Raw genomic sequence first — 21,918 nt, 5'->3', positions numbered from 1 at the left:
AGGGTCAAGGTTTAGTGCTGATGCACATGACCGCTCATGGCGGCACGCCCGGCGCCGCCCATGACGTTGAACATCAAGTTCAGGCACACTGCGCTAACGGCGGCCATGGCAATCCCGCTGTGGGTGATAGGCCCCATCCACAACGGCAGGTGGGCGAAGAACTCAGGGCGCACCACAGGGATCAAGCCCATGCCGATACTGACCGCTACCAACAACTGATTGCGACGGTCGGCAATGTCCGCTTCCTGAAGGATTTTGATCCCCGTGGCAGCCACCATGCCGAACATTGCGATTGCCGCACCGCCCAGTACAGCAGGCGGAATCGAGGCCACCAGAAACGCGGCCTTGGGCAGCAAGCTCAAGGTAATCAGAAAGACCCCGGCCATGATGGTCACCGAGCGACAGCGCACCCCGGTCATTTGCACCAGACCGATGTTCTGAGCGAAGGAGGAGTGCGTGAAGGTGTTGAAAAAGCCCGCCAGAAACGACGCACCGGCATCACACAGCAGACCACGGCGCAGCATGCGCGGGGTGACTTCCTGACCGGTGATTTTGCCCAGCGCCAGGAACATCCCGGTGGACTCGACAAAAATGATCACCACCACCAGACACATGGACAAGATCGGCGCCAGGTGAAACTCCGGCATGCCGAAGTGCAACGGTGTCACCACTTGAAACCACGGCGCCATGCCGATGCCGTTAAGGTCGACCATGCCCAGTGCGCCCGACAATATGTAGCCGAGGGCCATCCCGATCAGCACCGAGATATTGACCCAGAAACCGCGCATAAAGCGGTTGATCAACAAAATGGTGCCCAGTACCAGCGCGGCAATGAACAGGTAGATCGGAGAGCCGAATTGCGTAGCTGCGCTGCCGCCGCCTGCCCAGTTAACAGCCACCGGAAACAGCGATAAACCGATGGACGTAATCACGGTGCCGGTCACCAGTGGCGGGAAAAATCGCACCACCTTGGACATGAACGGCGCAATGATCATGCCGAAAAAACCGGCTGCAATGGTGGCACCAAAAATGCCGGTCATGCCGATGCCCGGCATGCCCGCCATCGCCACCATACTGCCCACCGCCGCAAAGCTGGCGCCCATCATCACGGGCATGCGAATGCCCATCGGGCCGATGCCCAGCGATTGCACGATGGTTGCGATCCCCGCCACCAACAGGTCAGCGTTGATCAGAAAGGCAATCTCCTCACGACTCAGACCAGCGGCCTGTCCGATGATTAACGGCACCGCAACGGCGCCCCCGTACATCAACAACACATGCTGCAAACCGACCAGAATCAATTGCAACAACGGCAACCGCTGGATAGGCGGCGGGGCGGTCACGGCAGGTATGCGCGGTTCGGTTAACTCGGACATGCAACACCTCGGTCTTTTTTATTGTTGTGAGCTAGTGGTGTGTAAATGCGGGCGCCATCAACAGCACCCGCAGGGTGTAGGTCAGTTGGTTTGGGCTCCTGCATTGATCCAGGCGCCGACCAGGTCACGCTCTTGCTGGGTCATCTGAGTGATGTTGCCCAGCGGCATGATCGGACTGGAGACGGCTTGGGCCTGAATACGAGCAGCCATCACTTTGATTTGTTGCGCGGTGTCGAACATCACACCTGCCGGGGCCGCGCTGAACAGCGGGCTGGTGGGCGTGGCGGAATGGCAGACCGTGCAGCGTTCCTGAATCACCGCATGGACTTTTTCGAAATCGACACTGGCAACCGGTGCCGAGGGCGCTGGCGGTGCGGCTGCCGGTGGCGGCGCATCGGCTGCTTTGACCCCGCCGACGGCGGTTTCAGGCAACGGTTGGTATTGGATGACCTTGGCGGTTTCGGGCGCGGTAGACGGTGGTTTAGGGCCGGTGACATAGGCCAGACAAACCATGCTCAGTGCGGCGACCGGCAGGGTCCAGGCATATTTATGGCTGTTGTGGCGGGTGTTGAAGTAGTGGCGCACCAACACGGCCAGCACTGCAATCCCGGCCAGAATCAGCCAGTTGTATTGGCTGCCATAAGTGCTCGGAAAGTGGTTGCTGATCATGATGAACAGCACCGGCAAGGTGAAGTAGTTGTTGTGACGCGAGCGCAGCAGGCCTTTGGCCGGCAGTGCCGGATCGGGGGAACGGCCTTCCTTGATCGCGGCCACCAGTGCGCGCTGGGCGGGCATGATGATGCGGAACACGTTGCCGACCATGATGGTGCCGATGATGGCGCCGACATGCAGGTAGGCACCCCGTCCGCTGAACACTTTGCTCAGGCCGAACGCAGCAGCAACCAACAACACAAACAGAATGAAACCGAGCAACGCCGGGCGTTTGCCCAGGGCGGAGTCGCACAGAAAGTCGTAGATGAACCAGCCGGCAATCAATGAGCCGATACCGATGGCCACTGCCTCCGGGCCGCTCAGGCTGCTGCCGGGAGCGATCAGGTACAGCGCGGGATTGAAGTAGAACACCAGACACAGCAGGGCAATCCCTGACATCCAGGTGAAATAGGCTTCCCATTTAAACCAGTGGAGGTTTTCCGGCATGGTCGGGGGAGCGAGTTTGTATTTTTCGAGGTGGTAAATACCGCCGCCGTGAATCGCCCATAAATCGCCAGCCAGGCCGTCTTTGGGGTGCGCCCGATTGAGGTTGTTCTCAAGCCAGACAAAGTAAAACGACGCGCCGATCCAGGCCACACCGGTGATCATATGAATCCAGCGCACGCCCAGATTCAGCCATTCCATTAGATGTGCTTCCACAGTCTTTACCTCTTGCCCGTCGTTCTTTTTTGAACGTTGAGGCCTTCTCTTATTGGTGGGGGGCGAGGATCAATTGCTCATCCTCTTTAAAGAAATGCTCATCGCAGTTATTACCGCTGCCACTGCGATCAACCACCAGGAAGTCATCCCGCTTTTCGATCGTCAGCACCGGGTGGTGCCAGACGCCGCGATGGTAATTAATGCCCTGCCTGCCATTACTGACAAAGGCGCGGGCCAGGCCCGATACAGGTTCGTCGCCAACCGGCGCGACCACGATCAGAAAGGGGTTGCCGAGCAGCGGAATAAAAGCCTGGCTGCCCAGCGGATGGCGCTCCAGCATACGCACGGTCAAGGGCATGTCCTGCGCGTCGGCGCGGAAGATGCTGATGATGGCTTTGTCTTCTGGCGTAGCCGTTTCGACCTCGGCCAGACGATGAAAGCGCATGGTCGAACCGTTATTGATCATGAAGTGATCGCTGCCATCGGTTTCAATCACGTCACCGAACGGCGCGAAGGCTTCTTTGGTCAAAGGTTCAATCGTCAATGTGCGCATGGCGGTCTTCTTTTTCTAATGACTGTCGATTATTCGTCTTGCTTGTGTTGCCGCTGCCGCAGGCTGCGATAAGGTCTGAAGGACCTTCAACAGCAGGGTCGCTTCGCAACCCATCGCAGCCTGCGGCAGCGACTACATTCCCGGCATTACTTGGCCACTTTGCCCAGAATGCGCAGGCGGCTTACACCACCGTCCGGGAACAGGTTCAAACGAACGTGGGTGATCGGGCCAAGGGCTTTGATCTGCTCGCTGAAGCTGTGCTCGGCGTGCATGTCCATTTTTTGGCTCGGCAGCAGTTCACGCCAGAACAGGCTCTGGGTTTCGATCTGGCTGTCGGTGCCGCCTTTGACGAAGGCGCCCTGAATCGAGCAGGAATCCGGGTAGTTGCCCTTGAAGTGCAGGGTGTCGATGACGATTTGCTCGATCACGCCCGCATGGCCCAGCGCCACGATGACCCAGTCGTTGCCCGGTGTGCGGCGACGTGCTGTTTCCCAGCCATCACCCATGTTGATGCCACGGCCCGGGTTGAGGATGTTGCTCATGCGTCCGAAGTGTTCGTCGGAGCAGGCGAGGGCGCGGCCACCGTTAAGGGCGGACGCCAGGTCAACCTGTTCGTTGTCACCTACCGCCGACCAGTCGCGGAACGGCACGCCATACACACGCAGGCGAGCTACGCCGCCGTCCGGGTAGATGTTGAAACGCAAGTGGCTGAACGCCTGATCGTTGCTGATTTCGTGGTAGTGATGGCTATTGCCTTGCAGCTCGACGGCCGACAGCACTTCAACCCACTGCGTGTTGGCGTCAGGTTCGCCCGAGGCCAGAAAGCAAGCTTCGAGAGAGGCAGATGGCGGAAAGTTGCCGGTGAAGAATGAAGTGTCGATGTCCACGCCTTTGATCGAGCCTGGAACGCCGAGGCGGATGACGGCACTGTCATAGCCTTCAAAGCGTTTGCGGCGTGACTCCCAGCCGTCCATCCACTTGCCGTTGTCATCGAAAACGCCCTCCTTCCATACGGCCGGGGTCGGCTGGAACAGACGGTTGGCGTCGGCGAACCAATCATCGGTCACGGAGATGATTTTGGTGCCCAGGCGGGCATCGGCCAAGTTGACGAACTTCTCGAACGGTACGGCGTAAGCTTTCATTCTTCTTGTCTGCCTTTAAATAAGTGGCTGGGGATCCGTTGCCGACAGGTGCCGGCCCGGCTTAGAGCTGGAGTAATCGGAACAGGGCGATCTTGTTGATTTCTGCCAACGCGCACTTGAACTCGACGTCTGTCGGGTTGTGGATACGCGTTTCGAACGCGGCGAGGATCTGGTGCCGGTCGCTGCCTTTTACCGCCATGATGAAGGGAAACTTGAACTTGGCTTTGTAGGCTTCGTTCAGCTCGGTGAAGCGCTGAAACTCTTCGGCCGTGCATTGGTGGATACCGGCGCCAGCTTGTTCGTGGGTGCTGGCTTCGGTCAGTTGGCCCTGAACGGCAGCTTTGCCGGCCAGGTCCGGGTGAGCATTGATCAGGGCCAGCTGGCTGGCGTGATCGGCGCTCAACAAAATGTCACTCATGCGCTGGTGCAGGGTCTGGATGTCATCGACGCTGGCGTCCAGGCCAAGGTCGTAGGCCTTTTCGGCCACCCACGGCGAGTGTTCGTAAATATCGGCAAAGGCCGCCACGAACGCTTCACGGCTCAGTTGGGAAGGCTTGAGGGTGTTGAAAGCGCTCATAGGGCAGTCTCTGCGTTAAAAGGGTGAGTGGCGTGCCAGTGGCGGGCAATGTCGACGCGGCGGGTAAACCAGACCTGTTCGTGACCTTTGGCGTACTCAATAAACCGTTTGAGCGCAGCCATACGGGCAGGGCGGCCAATCAAGCGGCAATGCAGGCCGATGGAAAGCATTTTTGGCGATTCGGCACCTTCGGCGTACAGCACGTCGAAAGCGTCCTTCAGGTACTGGAAAAACTGCTCGCCGGTGTTGAACCCCTGCACCTGAGTGAAGCGCATGTCGTTGGTGTCCAGCGTGTACGGAATCACCAGATGCGCTTTGCCCGTCGGGTTATTCGGTTCCCAGTAGGGCAGGTCATCGTCGTAGGTGTCGGAGTCGTACAAAAAGCCGCCTTCTTCCATCACCAGTCGCCGGGTATTAGGGCCGGTGCGCCCGGTGTACCAGCCCAGAGGGCGTTCGCCGGTGATCTCGGTGAGGATGCGGATCGCTTCGAGCATGTGCTCGCGCTCCTGGGCTTCATCCATGTACTGGTAGTCGATCCAGCGATACCCGTGGCTGCAAATCTCATGGCCGTCGGCAACCATGGCGCGGATCACGTCCGGATGACGCTGGGCGGCCATCGCCACGGCGAAGACGGTGAGCGGGATGTTGGATTCGCGAAACAATTTGAGCACGCGCCACACACCGGCGCGGCTGCCGTATTCATAGAGCGATTCCATGCTCATGTTGCGCTCGCCTTGCAGTGGCTGCGCGGACACCATTTCCGAGAGGAACGCTTCCGACTCTTTGTCGCCGTGGAGGATGTTGCGCTCACCCCCTTCTTCGTAATTGAGTACGAAAGACAGGGCGATGCGGGCGTTGTCCGGCCAATGAGGGTGCACAGGGTTTGGACCGTAACCAATCAGGTCGCGTGGGTAGTCGGCGCTCACTGCAGTCTTCCTTATTGTGGGTGTGAACAGTTGATTGGCCAGACCTGGCGTCACTGCGTTGGCCTGATTGTATACAACTTTATAATCCATTTGTAACCCTGCATGCGTGCATTTTTATCATGTCTGATCGCGGAAAGGTACTTGCAAGAAACTTGCCTGATTGGTCAGCTTATGAATCTGAAGTCGCTTTAGGCTAATGCTCTTGAGGAATACGGGCGCCAAACCGTGTGATACGTAGGCTGAGGGTTAACGGGTTTTTAATTGTGTACAATTTTTTTAATAAGTGTCTTAATCTTCGCAGCGCCGTTTTTTGGGTGGCCCCAAAAAGCTTCGGCATTGGTCTTTTTTTACCGCTGGGTGGAGGTTGAGCAATCGTATGGGACGTTTGACTACGCACGTTTTGGATGCTGCACACGGCTGTCCGGGCAGCTCGATCAAGGTCGAGCTATACAGAGTGGACGGTTCGCAATTGACGTTGGTGGCGACGGCGCTGACCAACAGTGACGGTCGTTGCGACGCGCCGCTGTTGCAGGGGGATGACTATCAGTCCGGGGTGTATCAGGTGCAGTTCAGTGCGGGTGATTACTACCGTGCCCGGGGCGTGCAACTGCCCGAGCCGGCGTTTCTGGATGTAGTGGTGCTGCGTTTCGGGATCAGTGCCGAGCAGGACCACTACCATGTGCCGCTGCTGATATCGCCTTACAGCTACTCGACCTATCGCGGCAGCTAACGGTTTTCGATCTGCGCATGTGGTTCTTTGCCCGCTCACACTGCGGGCTTTTTTTTGCCCGCAGATTGCCGCTCGTAGCAGTTGCCGAAGGCGACGTTCGATTGCGAAGCGATCGCAAAATCAGCGGCTCAGGTTTAGCGGATAGACCGCGCCATCTGGTTTACGTCGGCTGCGCCGCCGAACGCAGCCTTCGGCAGCTGCTACGAACGGCGCATCGTTTTAGCGGCTCAACAACGACGCAGTACCCGCCACGCTGAACAGTCCGGCACTGACGCGGTTAAACCAGCTCTGGCCCTTGCCGCTGCGCAGATAGCCCGCCGCGCCGTGGGCACCAAGGCCGTAGGCCAGCTTGCACAGCAGGTCCAGCACGGTCCAGGTGGCGATCATGACCAGTAACTGCGGCAGAAACGGCTGCTGAGGGCTAAGAAACTGCGGCAAGAAGGCCGCAAAGAACAAAATATCCTTCGGGTTGCTGGCGCCCAGCACGAACGCGCGCCCAAACAGTGCGCTAAAGCGCGGTTTGGGTGCAGCCTCAGGCACATTGGCTACCGTCGCAGGCTCGCGCGATTGTTTCCAGCTTTGCCAAGCCAGATAAAACAGGTACAGCGCACCCACGATTTTCAGCACGCTGAACAGTTGTTCAGAGGCCAGCAGCAAGGCGCCCAAGCCCAGTGCCGAAGCACTGAGCAGGCAAATGGACGCAAACACGCCGCCCAGAAAGGCCGGATAAGAGCGCCGCAGGCCATAGTTCAAACTGTTGCTGATCATCAAGAGCGACAGTGGCCCCGGTATCAGGATCACTATCAATGCCGCGCTGCTGAACAGCAGCCAGGTTTCCAGACTCATCATGTCCTCCATGCACAATCCCCCGCGCACCATTGCCGGGTCACTCGATTTATGGCTTTGTATACAAAAAAAGCAAGTATTGTTTTCAGTTGCTGCAGTGCATCAAGGCAGGCGGCTTTGCCCCAGTGCCTTATTAATTGCCAGCCAGCCATTGACCGCTTCTTCGCCTGCCTGGGCGAACACCCGTTGCAGCAGCTTGACCTGTTCGCGGCGTAATTTGGCTTCAAACCCTACGCCCTCGGCTGTCAGCTCCAGCAGTCGCTTGCGCTTGTCAGTGTCGGGCGCCACGCTGCGCACCAGGCCCATTTCAATCAGCTGCCGCAAGGGCGTGTTCAGCGCTTGCTTGCTCACGCCCAGCAGCGACAGCAGTTCCTTGACGCTGACGCCGGGGTGATGGGCGATAAAAAAAACGATGCGCTGGTGCACCCGACTCAGCCCACGACGCGCCAGCATTTCGTCCGCTTTGGCGGTAAATGCTTGATAGCCAAAGAAGAACGCTTCCATGGCGGCACGCTGAGTGGTTGGATTTTTAAGGTCAAGCATATTGACGTATCTAGGCTTCGCGGCGTAATTTCGGTCAATCAGTTTGACTTATTTCCAATTACTTCTGCTACCGGTGATCTGTATGGCCTTCTCCGAACGTGTTTCCCGCCTGAAAAGCTCTTTGATTCGCGAAATTCTGGCTGCGGCCCAACGTCCGGAAGTCATGTCGTTTGCAGGCGGTCTACCGGCTGAAGCCATGTTGCCGAAAGTGGACTGGAGCGACATGCCCGCCTCGATGGGCCAGTACGGCATGAGCGAAGGCGAGCCGGCGTTGCGTGAAGTGCTGGCCGCCGAAGCCCGTGCATTGGGCGTGGAGTGCGACGCCAGCCAGGTGATGGTGTTGAGCGGCTCGCAGCAGGCGCTGGACCTGGCTGCCAAGCTGTACATCGACAAAGGCACTGAGATCATGCTCGAAGCGCCCACCTACCTGGCCGCGTTGCAGATTTTCCAGCTGTTTGGTGCTGAGTGCCTGAGCTTCCCGCTGCTGGCCGACGGCCCGGATCTGGCCGCTCTGCGCGTTGAACTGACCAAGCACGCACCGGCGTTCATTTATTTGATTCCCACCTTCCAGAACCCGTCTGCCGTGCGTTATAGCGAGGCCAAGCGTGATGCCGTGGCGGCGTTGCTGGACGAGTTCGGTGTCACCCTGATTGAAGATGAGCCATACCGCGAACTGAATTTCGATGGCGGCAGCGCCACGCCGATTGTCAGCCGCCTGAAAAAAGCCAGCTGGATCTACACCGGGACAGTGTCCAAAACCTTGCTGCCGGGCCTGCGTGTCGGTTTCCTGATCGCCAGCCCGGATTTGTACCCGCACTTGTTGCGCCTCAAGCAATCGGCGGACTTGCACACCAACCGTGTCGGTCAATGGCAAGCCTTGCAGTGGATCGGTACAGAAAAGATGAGCAATCATCTGGCCGAACTGCGCGACTTCTACCGAGTGCGCCGCGATGGCTTCCAACTGGCGCTCGAAGAGCATTTCAGTGACCTGGCCGACTGGCATGTACCGCAAGGCGGGCTGTTCTTCTGGCTGACGCTCAAACAGCCCTTCGACACCCGCACCTTGCTCAAGCCTGCGCTGGATCAGAACGTGGCGTTTATGCCGGGTGAGCCGTTCTTCGCCAATCCGGATGAAAACGTCGGCAGCCTGCGGCTGAACTTCAGCCATATCGACCCTGAACGTCTGCACGAAGGTCTCAAGCGTCTGGCTGCGGTTGTTCGTCAAGCACAGGCCGCACAGGCGGCCTAAAGGGAGTTGCGATGCTCAAGGTTTACGGCGATTACAACTCGGGCAACTGTTACAAGGTCAAGTTGATGCTGCATTTGCTGGGCCTTGAGTATCAGTGGCACGCGATCGACATTCTCAAGGGGGAGGCGCAAACCCCTGCGTTTCTCGCTAAAAACCCGAGCGGCAAAGTGCCGGTGCTGGAGCTGGAAGACGGCACCTGTCTGTGGGAATCCAATGCGATTCTTAACTTTCTGGCCGATGGCAGCGAGTTTTTGCCTAGCGAACCGCGTTTACGCACACAGGTGTTGCAGTGGCAGTTTTTCGAGCAGTACAGCCACGAACCCTACATCGCGGTGGCGCGGTTTATCGAGTTTTACCTCGGTTTGCCGCCAGAGCGTCTTGAGGAATATCGCAAATTGCAAACCCGCGGTTACAAGGCGCTGGACGTGATGGAGCAGCAGTTGGGCCGCACGCCGTTTCTGGTAGGCGAGCATTACTCCATCGCCGACGTGACGCTGTATGCCTACACCCATGTGGCGCATCAGGGCGGTTTTTATTTGAGTGCTTATCCGGCGATCACTGCATGGCTGGAGCGAGTGGCCAGCCACCCGCGACATGTCGCTATGCAGGGGTAGTCGCTGACGAGGCACGAGGCTGCGATCGGCCGCGCAGCTGCCGTAAATTACGGCAGCTGCGCAACCTGTGGCCTCGGTAGCGGCTTCAGGTCAAGCTCAGTGCTTAAACCGCCGCAAACCGCTGGTTCAGGTAGTCAATGATCACCTTGGAGTCGTACATCCAGGTGGTCTTGCCGTCTTCTTCGATGCGCAGGCAAGGCACTTTGATCTTGCCACCTTGCTCCAGCAGGGTCTGGCGATCCTGCTCGTTATGCTTGGCGTCACGCAGTGCCACGGGCACATTTAAACGACGCAAGGTCCGACGGGTTTTGACGCAAAACGGGCAGGCGTGAAACTGGTACAGCGTCAGGTCTTTCGCGGCCTGATCGACCCGCGTCTGAGCGGCTGCGCTGCGTTGTTTTTTACTCGGGCGGGTAATGAAATCGCCCGCGATGATCAACTGACCCAGGCCTACGCGAAGCGCTTTGATAAACACAGTAAAAGCCTCATTGGCATGTAAGAAAGCGCGAAGCTTACCTGAAATTGGCAGGCGAAAAAAAACCGGCGATGAACGCCGGTTTTCCCTGGCATGCCGAGTTACTTGATCAGGCTGAGAAACTCGCTGCGGGTGGCGGCATTGTCGCGGAATTCACCCAGCATCACCGAAGTAATCATCGACGAGTTTTGCTTTTCGACACCGCGCATCATCATGCACATATGCTTGGCCTCAATCACCACGGCAACGCCCAGAGCACCGGTCACCTGCATCACCGCGTCGGCGATCTGGCGGCTCAAGTTTTCCTGAATTTGCAGGCGGCGGGCATACATGTCGACGATGCGCGCAACTTTCGACAAGCCCAGCACTTTGCCGCTTGGAATGTACGCGACGTGAGCCTTGCCGATAAACGGCAACAGGTGGTGTTCGCACAGCGAGTAAAGCTCGATGTCCTTAACCAGTACCATTTCGCTGTTGTCGGAGCTGAACAAGGCACCGTTGGTGACTTCTTCAAGGGTCTGCTCGTAACCGCGGCACAGGTACTGCATGGCCTTGGCGGCACGCTTTGGCGTGTCCAGCAAGCCTTCGCGGGATACGTCTTCACCAAGCTGGCCCAGAATGGCGGTGTAGTTTTGTTCCAATGTCACAGGGCTATTTCCATGCGGGTTTCATAGTGGCACTTCGTCGGGTCGTACCAATGTTGTACCAATCAGCCTGTTGTCGAGTGTCCCGAGCTCGCTCCAGTGCGTACTGGAATCCAGCCACTGAGCGTCAGTTGAGAGCAACCCTTGCACGCTGTGGCCAAGCTGATTGGTGATAAACGCAGGGTTCATGCCTGCCATGGGGCACATGGTAGCGTAGGAGTGCCACCCGTTGCATGAGCGACGTACGATGAAATTCGCAATTGGCAGGGTTGGCGAACAGCTGCGCCCGCCAAATCACTCAAAAATGCCTGCATCGCTAAGTGACGTTAACTGACAGCTTGAGGCGGAAACACTACCCTTGACGGTTCTTTTTTGTTCGGTTTTGTACAATCGAATCGCAAAGGCTCGACATCAAATATCCAGTGCCTTCATAGAATCGCCTGCACATTAATCAGGCGAATTGCTAACCGTTAATGGATGGTGCTAAGCCAATGGTTTGGACGGTTTCAAATACGATTTTAAAAGTATTCCTGCCCAGTGTTTTTCGACAAATTCACAGCCAGACCTTGTATCTGTCACTGTTTGATTGCAGCAAGCGCCAGTGACAACAGTCATAAACCGAAGATTTGCTCTGCTTGTGTGGGCATGGGTGGCCAGGTTCGGATATCACCACTAGGACTATATTTTTCAATCAGTTAGCCACTTTGTGGGTGCTTTTCAATCACAGCATCGCAATGGGTGATCAGGTACATGCAAGGCGGCTACATGCTTGACAGATTTATCTCGTTTATTTAATGTCGATTAAATCCATAATAACCACACTAAATGAAAGTCATTTACACTTGGAGATCATTTGAAGATTGAGCTGAAAGTTAGGCGCCTATCTAACATGATTGATTCCCCTCTATTGGGTTTATGTCGCGCAGAGTGGGTGTGCGTTAGCAGGGGAAGCTGAAGGTACTCTCGAATTCATTGTTGCCGGAAGTCGGCGGTGTCTATTGTTTAAGTGAAATGTGGATTTGTTTTGGAAGTAGCCGGTAGCACAAGTTCTAAAAAATAGTTATATAAGACTTTTGAGAGGCAGCGATTACCAAAGTTTATGGGTGATAGCCCTTTTGTGTGGGCGATTTTTTAATGAGTATGGGGCATGCTTTTGCGTTGAACGTATTGGGCTGTGAGCAATGATCTGATTAAGGAAAATGAATGTTTTGTTGTAAGGTTCGAGCGTCGAAGTGTGAGGTATATGGAACGTGCGAATGTGATGGCTCAATCGAGTCTTCGCTGCTGGAAATGCTAAGAGGGCTGAAGGATGAAATAAGGGCTGCCAGTGATAGGCTTAAGTTGGATGAGCTGTATGGTAGAGCTTCGGGTTACATAGAGGCGTTGTATGATGCTGGCCTTGTTGAGGGGAGTGAGGCTGCTGATTATCTTGAGGGTATAATTGCCTTGTATCGGCAGGCAGCTTTCTTGCTGGTGTGAGCGTTGGGTTTGATGCAAGGTGAGTGTGTGAGTAAAGAAGTTAAAAAGATTAATTATAAGCTGGTTTGTTTTATTGTATGTTCTGTTTTTTTCTTTCTGATTTTTAATTGGAACCCGTCGTTATGAGTGCTGGGTTCTGGGGGTAAACGACCTGCTCGAACGAAAGAGAGAAGTCGCATCAGTGGCTGCATTTATGGTGCTGTTCGGGCGTAGGTGTTGGTTGAGCAAAAATTTCTTTTTGCGCTGTATGCCTGCCTATGTCCGGTTGTTGTGAAGGGTACAGGAGTAAAGCTGAGGTGATGGAGTGGTAAGAGTTTTTAAGGTTTTCATTTGTTGGGGTTTTTACTGGGTTTAAAAATGTGGTTTAAATATACAAAGCCGATACATATTATTCGCTTATTACGCATTTTCAACACTCTGAAAAGGGGGTTGTCGTTTCGGTTTTAATCACGCCAGACCAAACACGTTGCGTTGTGCTTGTTGTTCATGTGTTTGGTTGGGTCAGGTAATGCAGTGGGAAACGTTCAAAGATATAACGCTGCCATCGGGCTACGCCCCAACACAAGGTCGGCGCCTTTGTCGCCGATGACCACGGTGGTGGCGTTGGTGTTGCCACAGATCAAATTGGGCATGACGGAGGCGTCAATCACGCGTAAACCTTCGATCCCTCGAACACGCAGGTCGGGTGTGCAGACGGCCATAGGGTCGTCGGCGCGGCCCATGCGGCAGGTGCCCACCGGGTGGTAAGCGGTTGTCAGCAATGGTTGCATCCAGGTCAGCCATTGCTCGTCGCTTTGCACCTCAGGGCCGGGTCGTACCTCGGCGTCAATGATGCTTGCCATGGCCGGTTGTTGCGCCATGTCGCGTAACCAGCGAAACGACCAGAGCAGTGCGCTGCGATCGCGAGCGTCGTGCAGGTAGTTCATGGTGATTGCCGGGTGTTGATTCATGTCACGGCTTTTGAGGCGGACATGGCCGCGCGAGAAGGGGCGGCCTTGCAAGGGGCCCAGGGTCATACCGTTGAAGCTGTCAGGCTGAGGCGGCTTTTTGCTGTCAGCGTCGGGCGCTCCGGTCATGGGCAGGCCGAACACTTGAATATCGTTATAGGTCAGGTCTGGGGTGCTTTTGAGGTAGCAGCCAAATTGCGCGGGCGCACTCATCATGGAGCCCGATCGACGGGTCAGGTACTGCAACACCGACACCGCCAAGTGAACGCCACGAAAGGTGTGGTTCATGCCTCGCACGCCCGCTTTGAGCTTCCAGCACAGGGGAGCGCTGACGTGGTCTTGAAGGTTTTCACCCACCCCCGGCAAATCCGCGATGACTTCAATGCCCAGCGCTTCCAGCTGTGAGGCAGGGCCGATACCCGACACCATCAACAATTGGGGGGACTGTAGCGCTCCGGCGCATAGCAGCACTTCGCGGCCCGCCTTGGCCCGTTGCAGGCTGCCGTCGGGCAGGGTGTATTCCACGCCAGTGGCGCGACGACCCTCAAACACAATGCGTTGCACCATCGCCCGCGTGACCAGCTTTAAGTTGGCGCGGCGCAAGGCGGGTTCGATGGCATTGCTGGCAATGGAGGAGCGTCGACCCTCGCGTAAATTGACCTGAAAGAAGCCCGCGCCCTCGGCCTTGCCATCGTTGAAGTCGCTGACCGGTTTGAGGCCCGCTTGTGCTGCCGCTTCGAGCATGGCGTGCGACACCGGGTGTACGTGTGGCGGGTCGCTGGCCGCCAGCGGGCCGCCCTGTCCGTGCCAGGCGTTGCGAATATGCTGTTGATCTTCGGTGCGCACAAAGTAGGGCAGCAGTTCAGGCCAGCTCCAGCCCGTGGCGCCTGCGCTCACCCAGTCGGCGTAATCCTGCGCGTGCCCGCGGATATAGATCATTCCGTTGATGGACGAAGAGCCTCCGACCACTTTGCCTCGGGGCATCATCATGCGGCGCCCGCCTGCGTATTTTTCCGGTTCGGTGGTGTGCATCCAGGAGAATGCTGGGCTGTAGGTCATCGCTCCCCATCCCGCAGGCATATTGACCAGAAAGCGCTTGTGGCTGCCGCCTGCTTCCAGCAACAGAATCCGGTAGCGACCGTCTTCGCTCAGGCGTGCGGCCAATGTGCCTCCCGCCGAGCCAGAACCCACCACGATGTAGTCAAAGGTGTCGGTCAACGGTAATTCCCTTGCGTGAGTTCAAAGGCGGGCCTGTGTGAATGAGGCGCGGACCTTTTGATCCTTTCACAGGTGCCGGCTAGCGACTTACCTCGTACGGACTATTCAGGTTTGAAAAAGGGCAGGCACACGAAAGCCCGCATGCAGAACCAGTAAAGATTCAAGTGCGGGTCTTGGGGATGCGAGGATGTATCTGGAAAATGGCAGGGGCGGCTGGATTTGAACCAACGCATGGCAGGATCAAAACCTGCTGCCTTACCGCTTGGCGACGCCCCTGTATCTGTTGCAGTGAGTGCTGGCACTCAAGTGACATGTTGCGCTCTTGTTTGAGAAGGCTTTTTGGCTCTCTCCAAGAGTGGGCGGCAATTTACCAACGTTTTACGATTCTGCAAAGCTTTTTTTGAAAAAAATCTCATAAAAACAGCTGCTTAGTCCAAATTCAGGTGTGTGGAAGCCCATTTCACCGAAAAGGACGCTTGCTGATGTGAAATTTAGAATGTAAATTTTCATGAAATTTATATTTATTAATTTCATGCGGGTGTTTGAGTGTCTTACTTTTGTTCTGAACCGGCCCGTAACCCGTCATGAATAAACATGAAGAAATCGCAGCGCTGGCGACCCTTATCCACGACTTGCGTAAACACAAGAAATTCACCCTCAAGCAGCTGGCAGACAAAATGGGCCGGTCGGTGGGATTTTTGTCGCAAGTCGAGCGCGGTTTGTCACAGCCGACAGTGGCTGACCTCACGGCGATCAGTGAAACCCTGGGTGTGCCGACAACGTATTTTTATCGCCAACCTAAACCCCAACAGTTGCCTTGGGTGACGCGCCCCGATGAGCGCCGCACGCTGTTTTTCGCCAACGGCATTACGGACATCTTGGTGTCGCCGAAAATGGGCTCCGCATTCTCCATGCTCGAAAGCATTTTGCAGGCTGGCGCCAACAGTGGTGAGCGACCGATGACGGACAGTTCGGAGCAGGGCGGGTATGTCATCGAGGGTCAATTGACGCTGTGGCTGGACGAGGATGACCCGGTCACGTTAAACGCCGGGGACAGTTTTCAATACGACAGCCATACCCGCTGCCGCTACGCCAATCTGACCGAGCACGTGACGCGTGTGCTTTGGGTTTATACCTGACAGGAAGAAACAACCATGATGGATGCTGCGTGCTCTGATCTGCTGGCCGAGGTGCGTGCGTTTCGCCAGCTCTACCCCGATGTTCGGTATGTCGACCTTATTTGTCTGGACATCCCCGGGCATTTTTACGGCAAGCGTTATCCGGTGGACATGCTCGAAAAAGTGGCCGCTGGCAGTGTCCTCAAACTGCCGCAGAATTGCGTGCTGCTGGGCACGCAGGGCGGGTTGTTCAACATTGGCGATTACTGTTTTAACGACGGCGACCCCGACGCGGTAAGGCGCTTGGTGCCCGGCACGCTCAAGCCGGTGACGTGGGAGGCGCAGCCGCTGGGCCAGATGCTGATCAGCTCCGACGGCACCGATAAACCCATTGAGTTTGAGCCGCGCGAGGTGTTGGCCCGAGTGCTGAATCGGTTGGCGGGTAAAGGCATTCACCCGGTGGTGGCGTTCGAGCTTGAGTTCTACCTGTTCGATAAACAGTTGTGCGATGGGCTGCCACAGTTCCCGCGAGATGCGCTGACGGGCGACGCTGACGATCAACCGAACATGCACATCGAACGGTTGTCGCGCTTTTCACCGGTGCTCGATGACATGGTGAGCGCGGCGCAGGCTCAAGGTGTTGATGCCACGGTGATCACGGCCGAGTTGGGGCCGGGTCAGTTTGAAATCAATTTCGCTCATCTCGACGATGGTTTACGGGCCGCAGATTGGGCCGCACTGTTTTGCCGCAGCACGCGAGGCGTGGCCCTCAAGCACGGTCTTCGCGCCAGTTTTATGGCTAAGCCCTACCTGCAACATCCGGGCAGCGGCATGCATGTACATGTCAGTCTGTACGACAGGGCGGGCAACAACCTGTTAGCGGTTGATGAGCACCGTCCCCTGCGCCATGCGGTGGCGGGTTGTCTTGAACTGCTACCCGCAAGCATGCCGATGTTCGCGCCTAATCTGAATGCCTTGCGCCGTTTCGGCGGCAACACCAATGTCGCCAATCAGGCCAGTTGGGGCTATGAAGATCGTGATGCCTGCCTGCGAATTCCCGAATCGGATGACAAAAACCTGCGTGTCGAGCATCGTCTGGCGGGCGCTGATGCCAATCCGTATCTGGTGCTGGCAGCGATTTTGGTGGGGCTGGAACAGGGACTGATGGCAGGCAAGGAGCCGATTGCCTCACTCAATGAGGATCGCAGCAGCGGCATAGCTTTTCCCCTGGACATGCTGGAAGGAGTGCGCGCCATGCAAGGTCAGCCGTCATTGCGTGAAGGCCTGGGCGCCGAGTTTGTCGAGGTGTACTGCGAGAACAAGCGACAGGATCATCTGGCGTTTATGCAGGACATCAGTGTCAGAGAATATCGCTGGTTTTTGTGAGACAGCTCTGAAGTCCTCTAAACATTTTTCCCTGCACTCTTGAAGTATTCCGCTACGCTTCGAAAACTGGGCCTCTTGTCAGTGGTGAGAGGTCAACTGCCTTTATTGATGAGCGTGCAATGCGAAATTCGCCGCAAGCCCCCTGTAGTCAAAGACGTCTGCTTCTGCGCTTGGCCATTTGCGCCCCGGTTCTGGCGCTTTTGGGGCCTTTGGCCGGGTGCTCACCCAAACCGGAATTCCGCTCCACATTTCTCCAGCTCTGGAAAAGCCACCTTGATCTGCCCCCCGAAGCGTGGCGCCAGCGCATGGCGTTCCTCAAGCAGGTCGGATGCTCCGAGATTGTCTTGCAGTGGGTAGGTCAGACCGGCACCGGGGTTGAAGGTGGCGACTGGATGCTGTCTGACGCCAGCATGCAGGCTTTGCTCGATGCGTGCGCAGAATATGGCCTGCAAGTGCGCGTAGGTTTGCCTTATGACAATGGCTGGTGGGCAGCTATTGCATCCGAAGATGAGCAGGCGTTGCCGACCTGGTTCAATCAGTCGCTGCAGGCCGCCAGTGCCTTTATGCGCGACTCGACGTGGCCCATGCATCCGCAGTTCAGCGGCTGGTACATTCCTTATGAGATCGAGCAATACAACTGGGTCAGTCCGGTGCGGCAGGCGTTGCTGGGCGACTGGCTGACGGCGCTGTCGCAGGTGTCGCAAAAGGCCAATCAGGGCGTGCCGTCCATTTCAACGTACTTCAGCGTGCTGCAAACACAGGGCTCGTTGTTGCAGCTATGGCAGTCCTTGCTCAAACGTACCCAATTGCGCGTCATGGTGCAGGACGGTGTCGGTGTGGCGGGCTGGGACAATCTCGACGGGGTGGACCCGCTGATCGCTTATTTGCGTGAACAGCACCTGCCCTTTGATGTGATCGTCGAGTTGTTCGAGCAACTGCCTTCCGAGAGCACCAAATTTTCCGAGTTTACTGCGCGTTCGGCCGATTACTCACGAGTCAAGCGTCAGTACGCGTGGGCCAAGGGCACCGGGGCACAGAGCATCGTGGCCTTTGCCATCGAGCCTTGGGTGACGGCAGATGATGAGTACGCCAAAACCCTGAAAGACAAGCTGCTGAACGGGTGGTTCTGAGCCTGACATGTGGCCCGATCAAACGGGCCACATGCTGGCTGCTTACAGTGAGCGACCAATAATTTCGCGCATGATTTCGCTGCTCCCTCCCAGAATGCGCAACGCCCGTGCGTCTGCCCAGGCACGGCCAATGCCGTACTCGGCGCTGTAGCCGTAGCCGCCATGCAGCTGCAACAGGTCATCGAGAACCTGGCCCTGGATCTCGGTCGCGTTGAGCTTGGCGATGGCGGCCGTCACCGGGTCCAGGGTGCCTTGCATCAGTTGCAGTGCGCAGTCATCGAGAAACACCCGCAGCATGGTCAGACGCGATTTGGCGTCCGCCAATACAAAGCGATTGTTCTGGTAGTCGATCACCCGCTTGCCGAACACTTTGCGCTCACGGGTGTAGTTTTTAGTCTCTTCGAGCATGCCTTCGGCCGAAGCCGCCGCGCGCAAGGCGATCGCCAGGCGCTCACGGGCCATCTCCTGGCCCATGTATTCGAAGCCTGCATCAAGTTTGCCCAGCAGGCAGTCGGCCGGTACTCGCACTTGATCGAAGAACAGTTCGCAGGTGTCCTGGGCATGCTGGCCAATCTTGAGCATGGCCGGGCCTTTGCTGAAACCGGGCAGGCCTTCTTCCACGCAAAAGAACGACAACCCGCGGGCACCCATGTCGGGATCGGTACTGGCCAGCACAATGACCAGCCCCGCATTTACGCCATTGGTGATCCAGGTTTTTTGCCCGCTAATGACAAAGTCATCGCCGTCGCGAATGGCCCGTGTGCGGATGGCTTTCACGTCACTGCCCGCGTCGGGTTCGGTCATGGCGATCGCGCCAATGATCTCACCTCGCGCCATTGCAGGGAGCCAGCGGTCTTTTTGAGCCGCGGTGCCGAGTCGGTCCAGGTAAGGGGCGACCATGTCCGAGTGGATCGAGAAGCCGATGCCCAGACAATTGGCGCGCGCCAGTTCTTCAATCACCACCACAGCGTGGCCAAAGTCGCCACCCGCACCGTAAGGCTCGGGCAATGAGCAGTTGAGCAAGCCGTTCTCTCCCGCCTCACGCCATAGCGAGCGTGGAGTGATTCCGTCTTTTTCCCATTGTTGGTAACGCGGCAGAATGCGCTCGCTGATAAAGCGTTGAACCTGCTCGCGAAACATTAAATGGTCGTCGCGAAAAATCGTGCGCATCGGTTGTCCTACTTTCCGTAACCTTCGGTTTTGGCGATTTGGCCACTCAGTACTGGAGCGGCTGCGCTGCCAGTCAAAAACAAGCTGTAGTGATCGCCGGGCTCAAGCTTGGGCAGTGGTAGTTTTTCAGAGGTGGCGTTACCGCAGCCCGCACTCAATGATGCACTCACCGGGTTGATACCGCGAGCGACCGTGGCGTGGGATGCCACATCGGCAAACAGGACGGGGCCGCCATCGGCCACCTTGAGGCTGCCCTTGGGGCAATCACTGGCCAGATTATAGAAACGCAGTTCGGCTTTGAGGGCGTCTTCGTTGCCGTTGCTGTCGTTCAGAATCTGGAACTCGCCGTTGTGTTGCACCAAGGTGTTGAAGCTGTCAGGTGCGACTTTCAATTGCCCCACTGGCTTGCCATTGAGACTGACGGTAAAGCTCTGATCGCCCTTGACCACGGTGTAGTTGCTGGCCAGTTGTTGCGGGCCGATGGCTTGTTCAGCACCGTTGCTGATTTGCACCTTGACGGTGTCGGCGGATGGATTGACCACTCGCACAAAAGCCGAGCCTGCGGGCGGGCGGGGCGCATAGAGCTGCGCCAATACGCCTTCGGCCATTGCCGGGCCCGCCAGGCAGGCGCCCAGCACAAGGGTGATACGCAGTGCGAGGGGTTTCATGTTTTCTCCTTGAGGGGGCGCATATTGGCTTCTCGATAAAGGGCTTCCAGCCGTTTGCGATCAACCTTGTCGGACACGCTGGTGGGGAATTGCCCGCACGCCACCAGTTCTGACGGGATCATATAAGGCGGCAGCCGCTCGCCCAACTGTTGTTTCCAGTCGCTCAGGGTTGGCGGCAAGGGCCCAAGCACTCCGGGGTCGAGCGACTTGGGCGTGGACACAAAACCGATCATGCGTATCAACGTGCCATCGGGACGACGCAGGGCGATGGTGGCGGCCGCATGAACGCCGTTCAGGCCTGTCAGCGCAGCATCCACTTCACCCAGTTCAATCCGGTAACCATTGAGTTTGATCTGATCATCCCGACGGCCATGAAAGTAGACCAGCCCGTTGTCATCGATTTCGCCAATATCGCCCGTGCGGTAGGCACGTTTGCCATTGTGCAGAAACAGACTTTGCGCGGTCAGGTCTGGGCGACCAAAGTAGCCGCGCATGACGTGGTCGCCCGCGACACAGATCTCACCGTCGTCCAGAAACACCTCGGCATAGGGTTTGGCGCGGCCGATGGGCAACGGATTACGCGCGCCCGTGAGCGGCCTTTCAATCTCCACCCAGGTGGTGGAGCACGTGGCTTCAGTGGGGCCGTATGAGTTGATGATGCGTGCACTCGGGAAGCGTTCCCACAGTTGCTCGGCCATGGCCGGTGACAGCGACTCGGCACCGAATACAAACGCCTTCAACCGGGGCAAATGGGCCTCATTGAAGTCGTCGTTGAGGAACTGTTGACGCACAAAGGCGGGGGTTGAGGCCCACACTTGTACGCCGTTATCGGCCAGGTAGCGCACGAAAGCCTCAGGGTCGGCAATGGTTTCCCGTGGGCAGAGGACGCACAGCCCACCCAAGGCCAGCGCACCACACAGGTCGAACAGGGAAAAGTCGAAGCTGAACAGCATCTGGTTCATGAATACCGGACGCGGTCCCAGTGTCAGGCACTCGCGGATCCAGCCAGCAAATAACCCAACGCTGTCACGGCCGATTTGCACGCCCTTGGGCTCGCCGGTGCTGCCCGAGGTGAACATGATGTACGCCAGTCCCGGCTCTGCCAGTGGCAAGGGTTCAGCGGCACCGTCTTCGAAAGCGTCGAGGGCTGCGTTGTACCATTTGACGGCCGCCACGCGGTCGATGATGCGCTTGAGACGCTCCGGCGGGTTGATGCTGTCGACGGGCACGTACGTCACGCCCATGCGCAAGCAACCGAGCATGGCGACAACGAATTCGATCTGTTTATGCCCCGAGATCACCAGCGCATGCCCCGGCTTCACGCCTGCTGCTGTTGCCCGTGCCTGCCAGGCTTGGGTGGCCGCATATAGCTGCGCCCAGTTGATGGCGCGTTCGGTATCACGCAACGCCGGGGCGTCGGTGAACTGATCCAGTTCAGCGAATTCACAGCGATCAAAATCAAAGTACATACCCAGTCCCCCGAGCGTGGTCGAACATCCGTGTGTGTCAGGCCTTGGCGCTGAGGGTTTGGTGCTCCTCGACAAAGGCCGCCAGGGTATCAATGGACTCCAGATACTCGTCGATTTCAGTCGCCGGGATCTTGCAGCCAAAGGCTTTACCTACGGCCAGCGCTAGATCGACCTTGGTCATTGAATCCAGTCCGCTGTCTGACAGAGCCGCATCTGGCGCGACATGGGTGCCGATCACGTTGTAGACAATCTCATCCAGCTTGGTGAGGATTTCTTGACGATTCATG

Annotated in this window: 22 protein-coding genes and 1 tRNA gene; 6 read left to right on the top strand and 17 right to left on the bottom strand. The window is 57.1% G+C overall.

All coding sequences use genetic code 11. The features are described from left to right. Window positions 1-11: 11 nt before the first annotated feature. From GHN86_RS05195 to puuE, 6 genes are all read right to left on the bottom strand, one after another. A complete protein-coding gene (locus tag GHN86_RS05195) occupies window positions 12-1,376 on the bottom strand; it encodes a nucleobase:cation symporter-2 family protein (protein ID WP_153379350.1) in 1,365 nt (454 codons plus the stop codon). A gap of 81 nt (window positions 1,377-1,457) precedes the next feature. Beyond that, window positions 1,458-2,747: a urate hydroxylase PuuD gene (locus GHN86_RS05190; RefSeq protein WP_323369360.1), complete on the bottom strand. Its 1,290-nt coding sequence runs from the start codon at window positions 2,745-2,747 to the stop codon at window positions 1,458-1,460. A 49-nt stretch (window positions 2,748-2,796) separates the two neighbouring features. Continuing rightward, window positions 2,797-3,300 (bottom strand): ureidoglycolate lyase, encoded by a 504-nt coding sequence (locus GHN86_RS05185; protein ID WP_153379347.1) that lies wholly within the window; start codon window positions 3,298-3,300, stop codon window positions 2,797-2,799. 146 nt (window positions 3,301-3,446) lie between these two features. After that, window positions 3,447-4,442, bottom strand: a complete 996-nt coding sequence (alc, locus tag GHN86_RS05180; protein WP_153386193.1) for an allantoicase — start codon at window positions 4,440-4,442, stop codon at window positions 3,447-3,449. Window positions 4,443-4,503: 61 nt separating this feature from the next. Beyond that, window positions 4,504-5,019, bottom strand: a complete 516-nt coding sequence (gene uraD / locus GHN86_RS05175; protein ID WP_153379343.1) for a 2-oxo-4-hydroxy-4-carboxy-5-ureidoimidazoline decarboxylase — start codon at window positions 5,017-5,019, stop codon at window positions 4,504-4,506. Beyond that, window positions 5,016-5,945: an allantoinase PuuE gene (gene puuE, locus GHN86_RS05170; protein WP_323369357.1), complete on the bottom strand. Its 930-nt coding sequence runs from the start codon at window positions 5,943-5,945 to the stop codon at window positions 5,016-5,018. Before puuE ends, uraD begins: the two co-directional genes overlap by 4 nt. 376 nt (window positions 5,946-6,321) lie before the next feature. Here puuE and uraH point away from each other — a divergent pair, with 376 nt between their 5' ends. Beyond that, window positions 6,322-6,675 (top strand): hydroxyisourate hydrolase, encoded by a 354-nt coding sequence (gene uraH / locus GHN86_RS05165; protein WP_153379341.1) that lies wholly within the window; start codon window positions 6,322-6,324, stop codon window positions 6,673-6,675. A 219-nt stretch (window positions 6,676-6,894) separates the two neighbouring features. Here uraH and GHN86_RS05160 read toward each other — a convergent pair whose 3' ends face one another. Next, complete coding sequence (locus GHN86_RS05160; RefSeq protein WP_153379339.1) at window positions 6,895-7,521, bottom strand: LysE family translocator; 627 nt, start codon at window positions 7,519-7,521, stop codon at window positions 6,895-6,897. Between the two features lie 102 nt (window positions 7,522-7,623). Further along, window positions 7,624-8,064, bottom strand: coding sequence for a MarR family winged helix-turn-helix transcriptional regulator (locus tag GHN86_RS05155; protein ID WP_153379337.1), 441 nt, complete (start codon window positions 8,062-8,064; stop codon window positions 7,624-7,626). Window positions 8,065-8,146: 82 nt separating this feature from the next. Between GHN86_RS05155 and GHN86_RS05150 the strand changes: the two genes are divergently transcribed. Next, window positions 8,147-9,313: a PLP-dependent aminotransferase family protein gene (locus GHN86_RS05150; RefSeq protein ID WP_153379335.1), complete on the top strand. Its 1,167-nt coding sequence runs from the start codon at window positions 8,147-8,149 to the stop codon at window positions 9,311-9,313. A gap of 11 nt (window positions 9,314-9,324) precedes the next feature. Continuing rightward, the gene (locus tag GHN86_RS05145; protein ID WP_153379333.1) at window positions 9,325-9,927 is read left to right on the top strand and encodes a glutathione S-transferase family protein; all 603 of its coding nucleotides are present in this window, start codon (window positions 9,325-9,327) and stop codon (window positions 9,925-9,927) included. Between the two features lie 103 nt (window positions 9,928-10,030). On the opposite strand, the gene GHN86_RS05140 is transcribed toward GHN86_RS05145, so the two are convergent. The 5 genes from GHN86_RS05140 to GHN86_RS05120 form a co-directional block, all read right to left on the bottom strand. Further along, window positions 10,031-10,402, bottom strand: coding sequence for a glutathione S-transferase N-terminal domain-containing protein (locus GHN86_RS05140; RefSeq protein WP_323369955.1), 372 nt, complete (start codon window positions 10,400-10,402; stop codon window positions 10,031-10,033). A 101-nt stretch (window positions 10,403-10,503) separates the two neighbouring features. Then, on the bottom strand, window positions 10,504-11,049 hold the full coding sequence (folE, locus tag GHN86_RS05135; protein WP_048366310.1) for a GTP cyclohydrolase I FolE: 546 nt from the start codon (window positions 11,047-11,049) through the stop codon (window positions 10,504-10,506). A 21-nt stretch (window positions 11,050-11,070) separates the two neighbouring features. Continuing rightward, the gene (locus tag GHN86_RS05130) at window positions 11,071-11,244 is read right to left on the bottom strand and encodes an integrase (RefSeq protein ID WP_153379329.1); all 174 of its coding nucleotides are present in this window, start codon (window positions 11,242-11,244) and stop codon (window positions 11,071-11,073) included. 1,805 nt (window positions 11,245-13,049) lie between these two features. After that, window positions 13,050-14,690, bottom strand: a complete 1,641-nt coding sequence (locus tag GHN86_RS05125; protein WP_153379327.1) for a GMC family oxidoreductase — start codon at window positions 14,688-14,690, stop codon at window positions 13,050-13,052. A 201-nt stretch (window positions 14,691-14,891) separates the two neighbouring features. Beyond that, window positions 14,892-14,966, bottom strand: a tRNA-Gln gene (locus GHN86_RS05120). A gap of 308 nt (window positions 14,967-15,274) precedes the next feature. Between GHN86_RS05120 and GHN86_RS05115 the strand changes: the two genes are divergently transcribed. The 3 genes from GHN86_RS05115 to GHN86_RS05105 all read left to right on the top strand — a co-directional run bounded on the left by GHN86_RS05115 (window position 15,275) and on the right by GHN86_RS05105 (window position 18,324). Further along, window positions 15,275-15,829 carry a helix-turn-helix domain-containing protein gene (locus GHN86_RS05115; RefSeq protein ID WP_153379324.1) on the top strand — a complete coding sequence of 185 codons (555 nt, stop codon included), beginning with the start codon at window positions 15,275-15,277 and terminating at the stop codon, window positions 15,827-15,829. Window positions 15,830-15,847: 18 nt separating this feature from the next. Next, window positions 15,848-17,194, top strand: a complete 1,347-nt coding sequence (locus tag GHN86_RS05110; RefSeq protein ID WP_153379369.1) for a glutamine synthetase family protein — start codon at window positions 15,848-15,850, stop codon at window positions 17,192-17,194. A gap of 119 nt (window positions 17,195-17,313) precedes the next feature. Next, window positions 17,314-18,324 (top strand): DUF4434 domain-containing protein, encoded by a 1,011-nt coding sequence (locus GHN86_RS05105; protein ID WP_153379322.1) that lies wholly within the window; start codon window positions 17,314-17,316, stop codon window positions 18,322-18,324. Window positions 18,325-18,366: 42 nt separating this feature from the next. Here the strand turns inward: GHN86_RS05105 and GHN86_RS05100 are convergent, their stop codons facing one another. From GHN86_RS05100 to GHN86_RS05085, 4 genes are read right to left on the bottom strand one after another with little or no spacing between them, the layout of a single operon-like run. Next, window positions 18,367-19,494, bottom strand: a complete 1,128-nt coding sequence (locus tag GHN86_RS05100; RefSeq protein ID WP_153386189.1) for an acyl-CoA dehydrogenase family protein — start codon at window positions 19,492-19,494, stop codon at window positions 18,367-18,369. A gap of 8 nt (window positions 19,495-19,502) precedes the next feature. Continuing rightward, window positions 19,503-20,162: an alginate O-acetyltransferase AlgF gene (locus GHN86_RS05095; protein ID WP_153379318.1), complete on the bottom strand. Its 660-nt coding sequence runs from the start codon at window positions 20,160-20,162 to the stop codon at window positions 19,503-19,505. Continuing rightward, the gene (locus GHN86_RS05090) at window positions 20,159-21,631 is read right to left on the bottom strand and encodes an AMP-binding protein (RefSeq protein WP_153379316.1); all 1,473 of its coding nucleotides are present in this window, start codon (window positions 21,629-21,631) and stop codon (window positions 20,159-20,161) included. Before GHN86_RS05090 ends, GHN86_RS05095 begins: the two co-directional genes overlap by 4 nt. A 37-nt stretch (window positions 21,632-21,668) precedes the next feature. Beyond that, window positions 21,669-21,917: an acyl carrier protein gene (locus GHN86_RS05085; protein WP_153379314.1), complete on the bottom strand. Its 249-nt coding sequence runs from the start codon at window positions 21,915-21,917 to the stop codon at window positions 21,669-21,671. Between the last annotated feature and the right edge of the window lies 1 nt (window position 21,918).

It is taken from the genome of Pseudomonas helleri (assembly GCF_009600315.1).
GTDB classification, from domain to species: Bacteria; Pseudomonadota; Gammaproteobacteria; order Pseudomonadales; family Pseudomonadaceae; genus Aquipseudomonas; species Aquipseudomonas helleri_A.
Note: the sequence above shows the minus strand (reverse complement) of the source record. Positions and strands in the feature narration are given on the sequence as shown.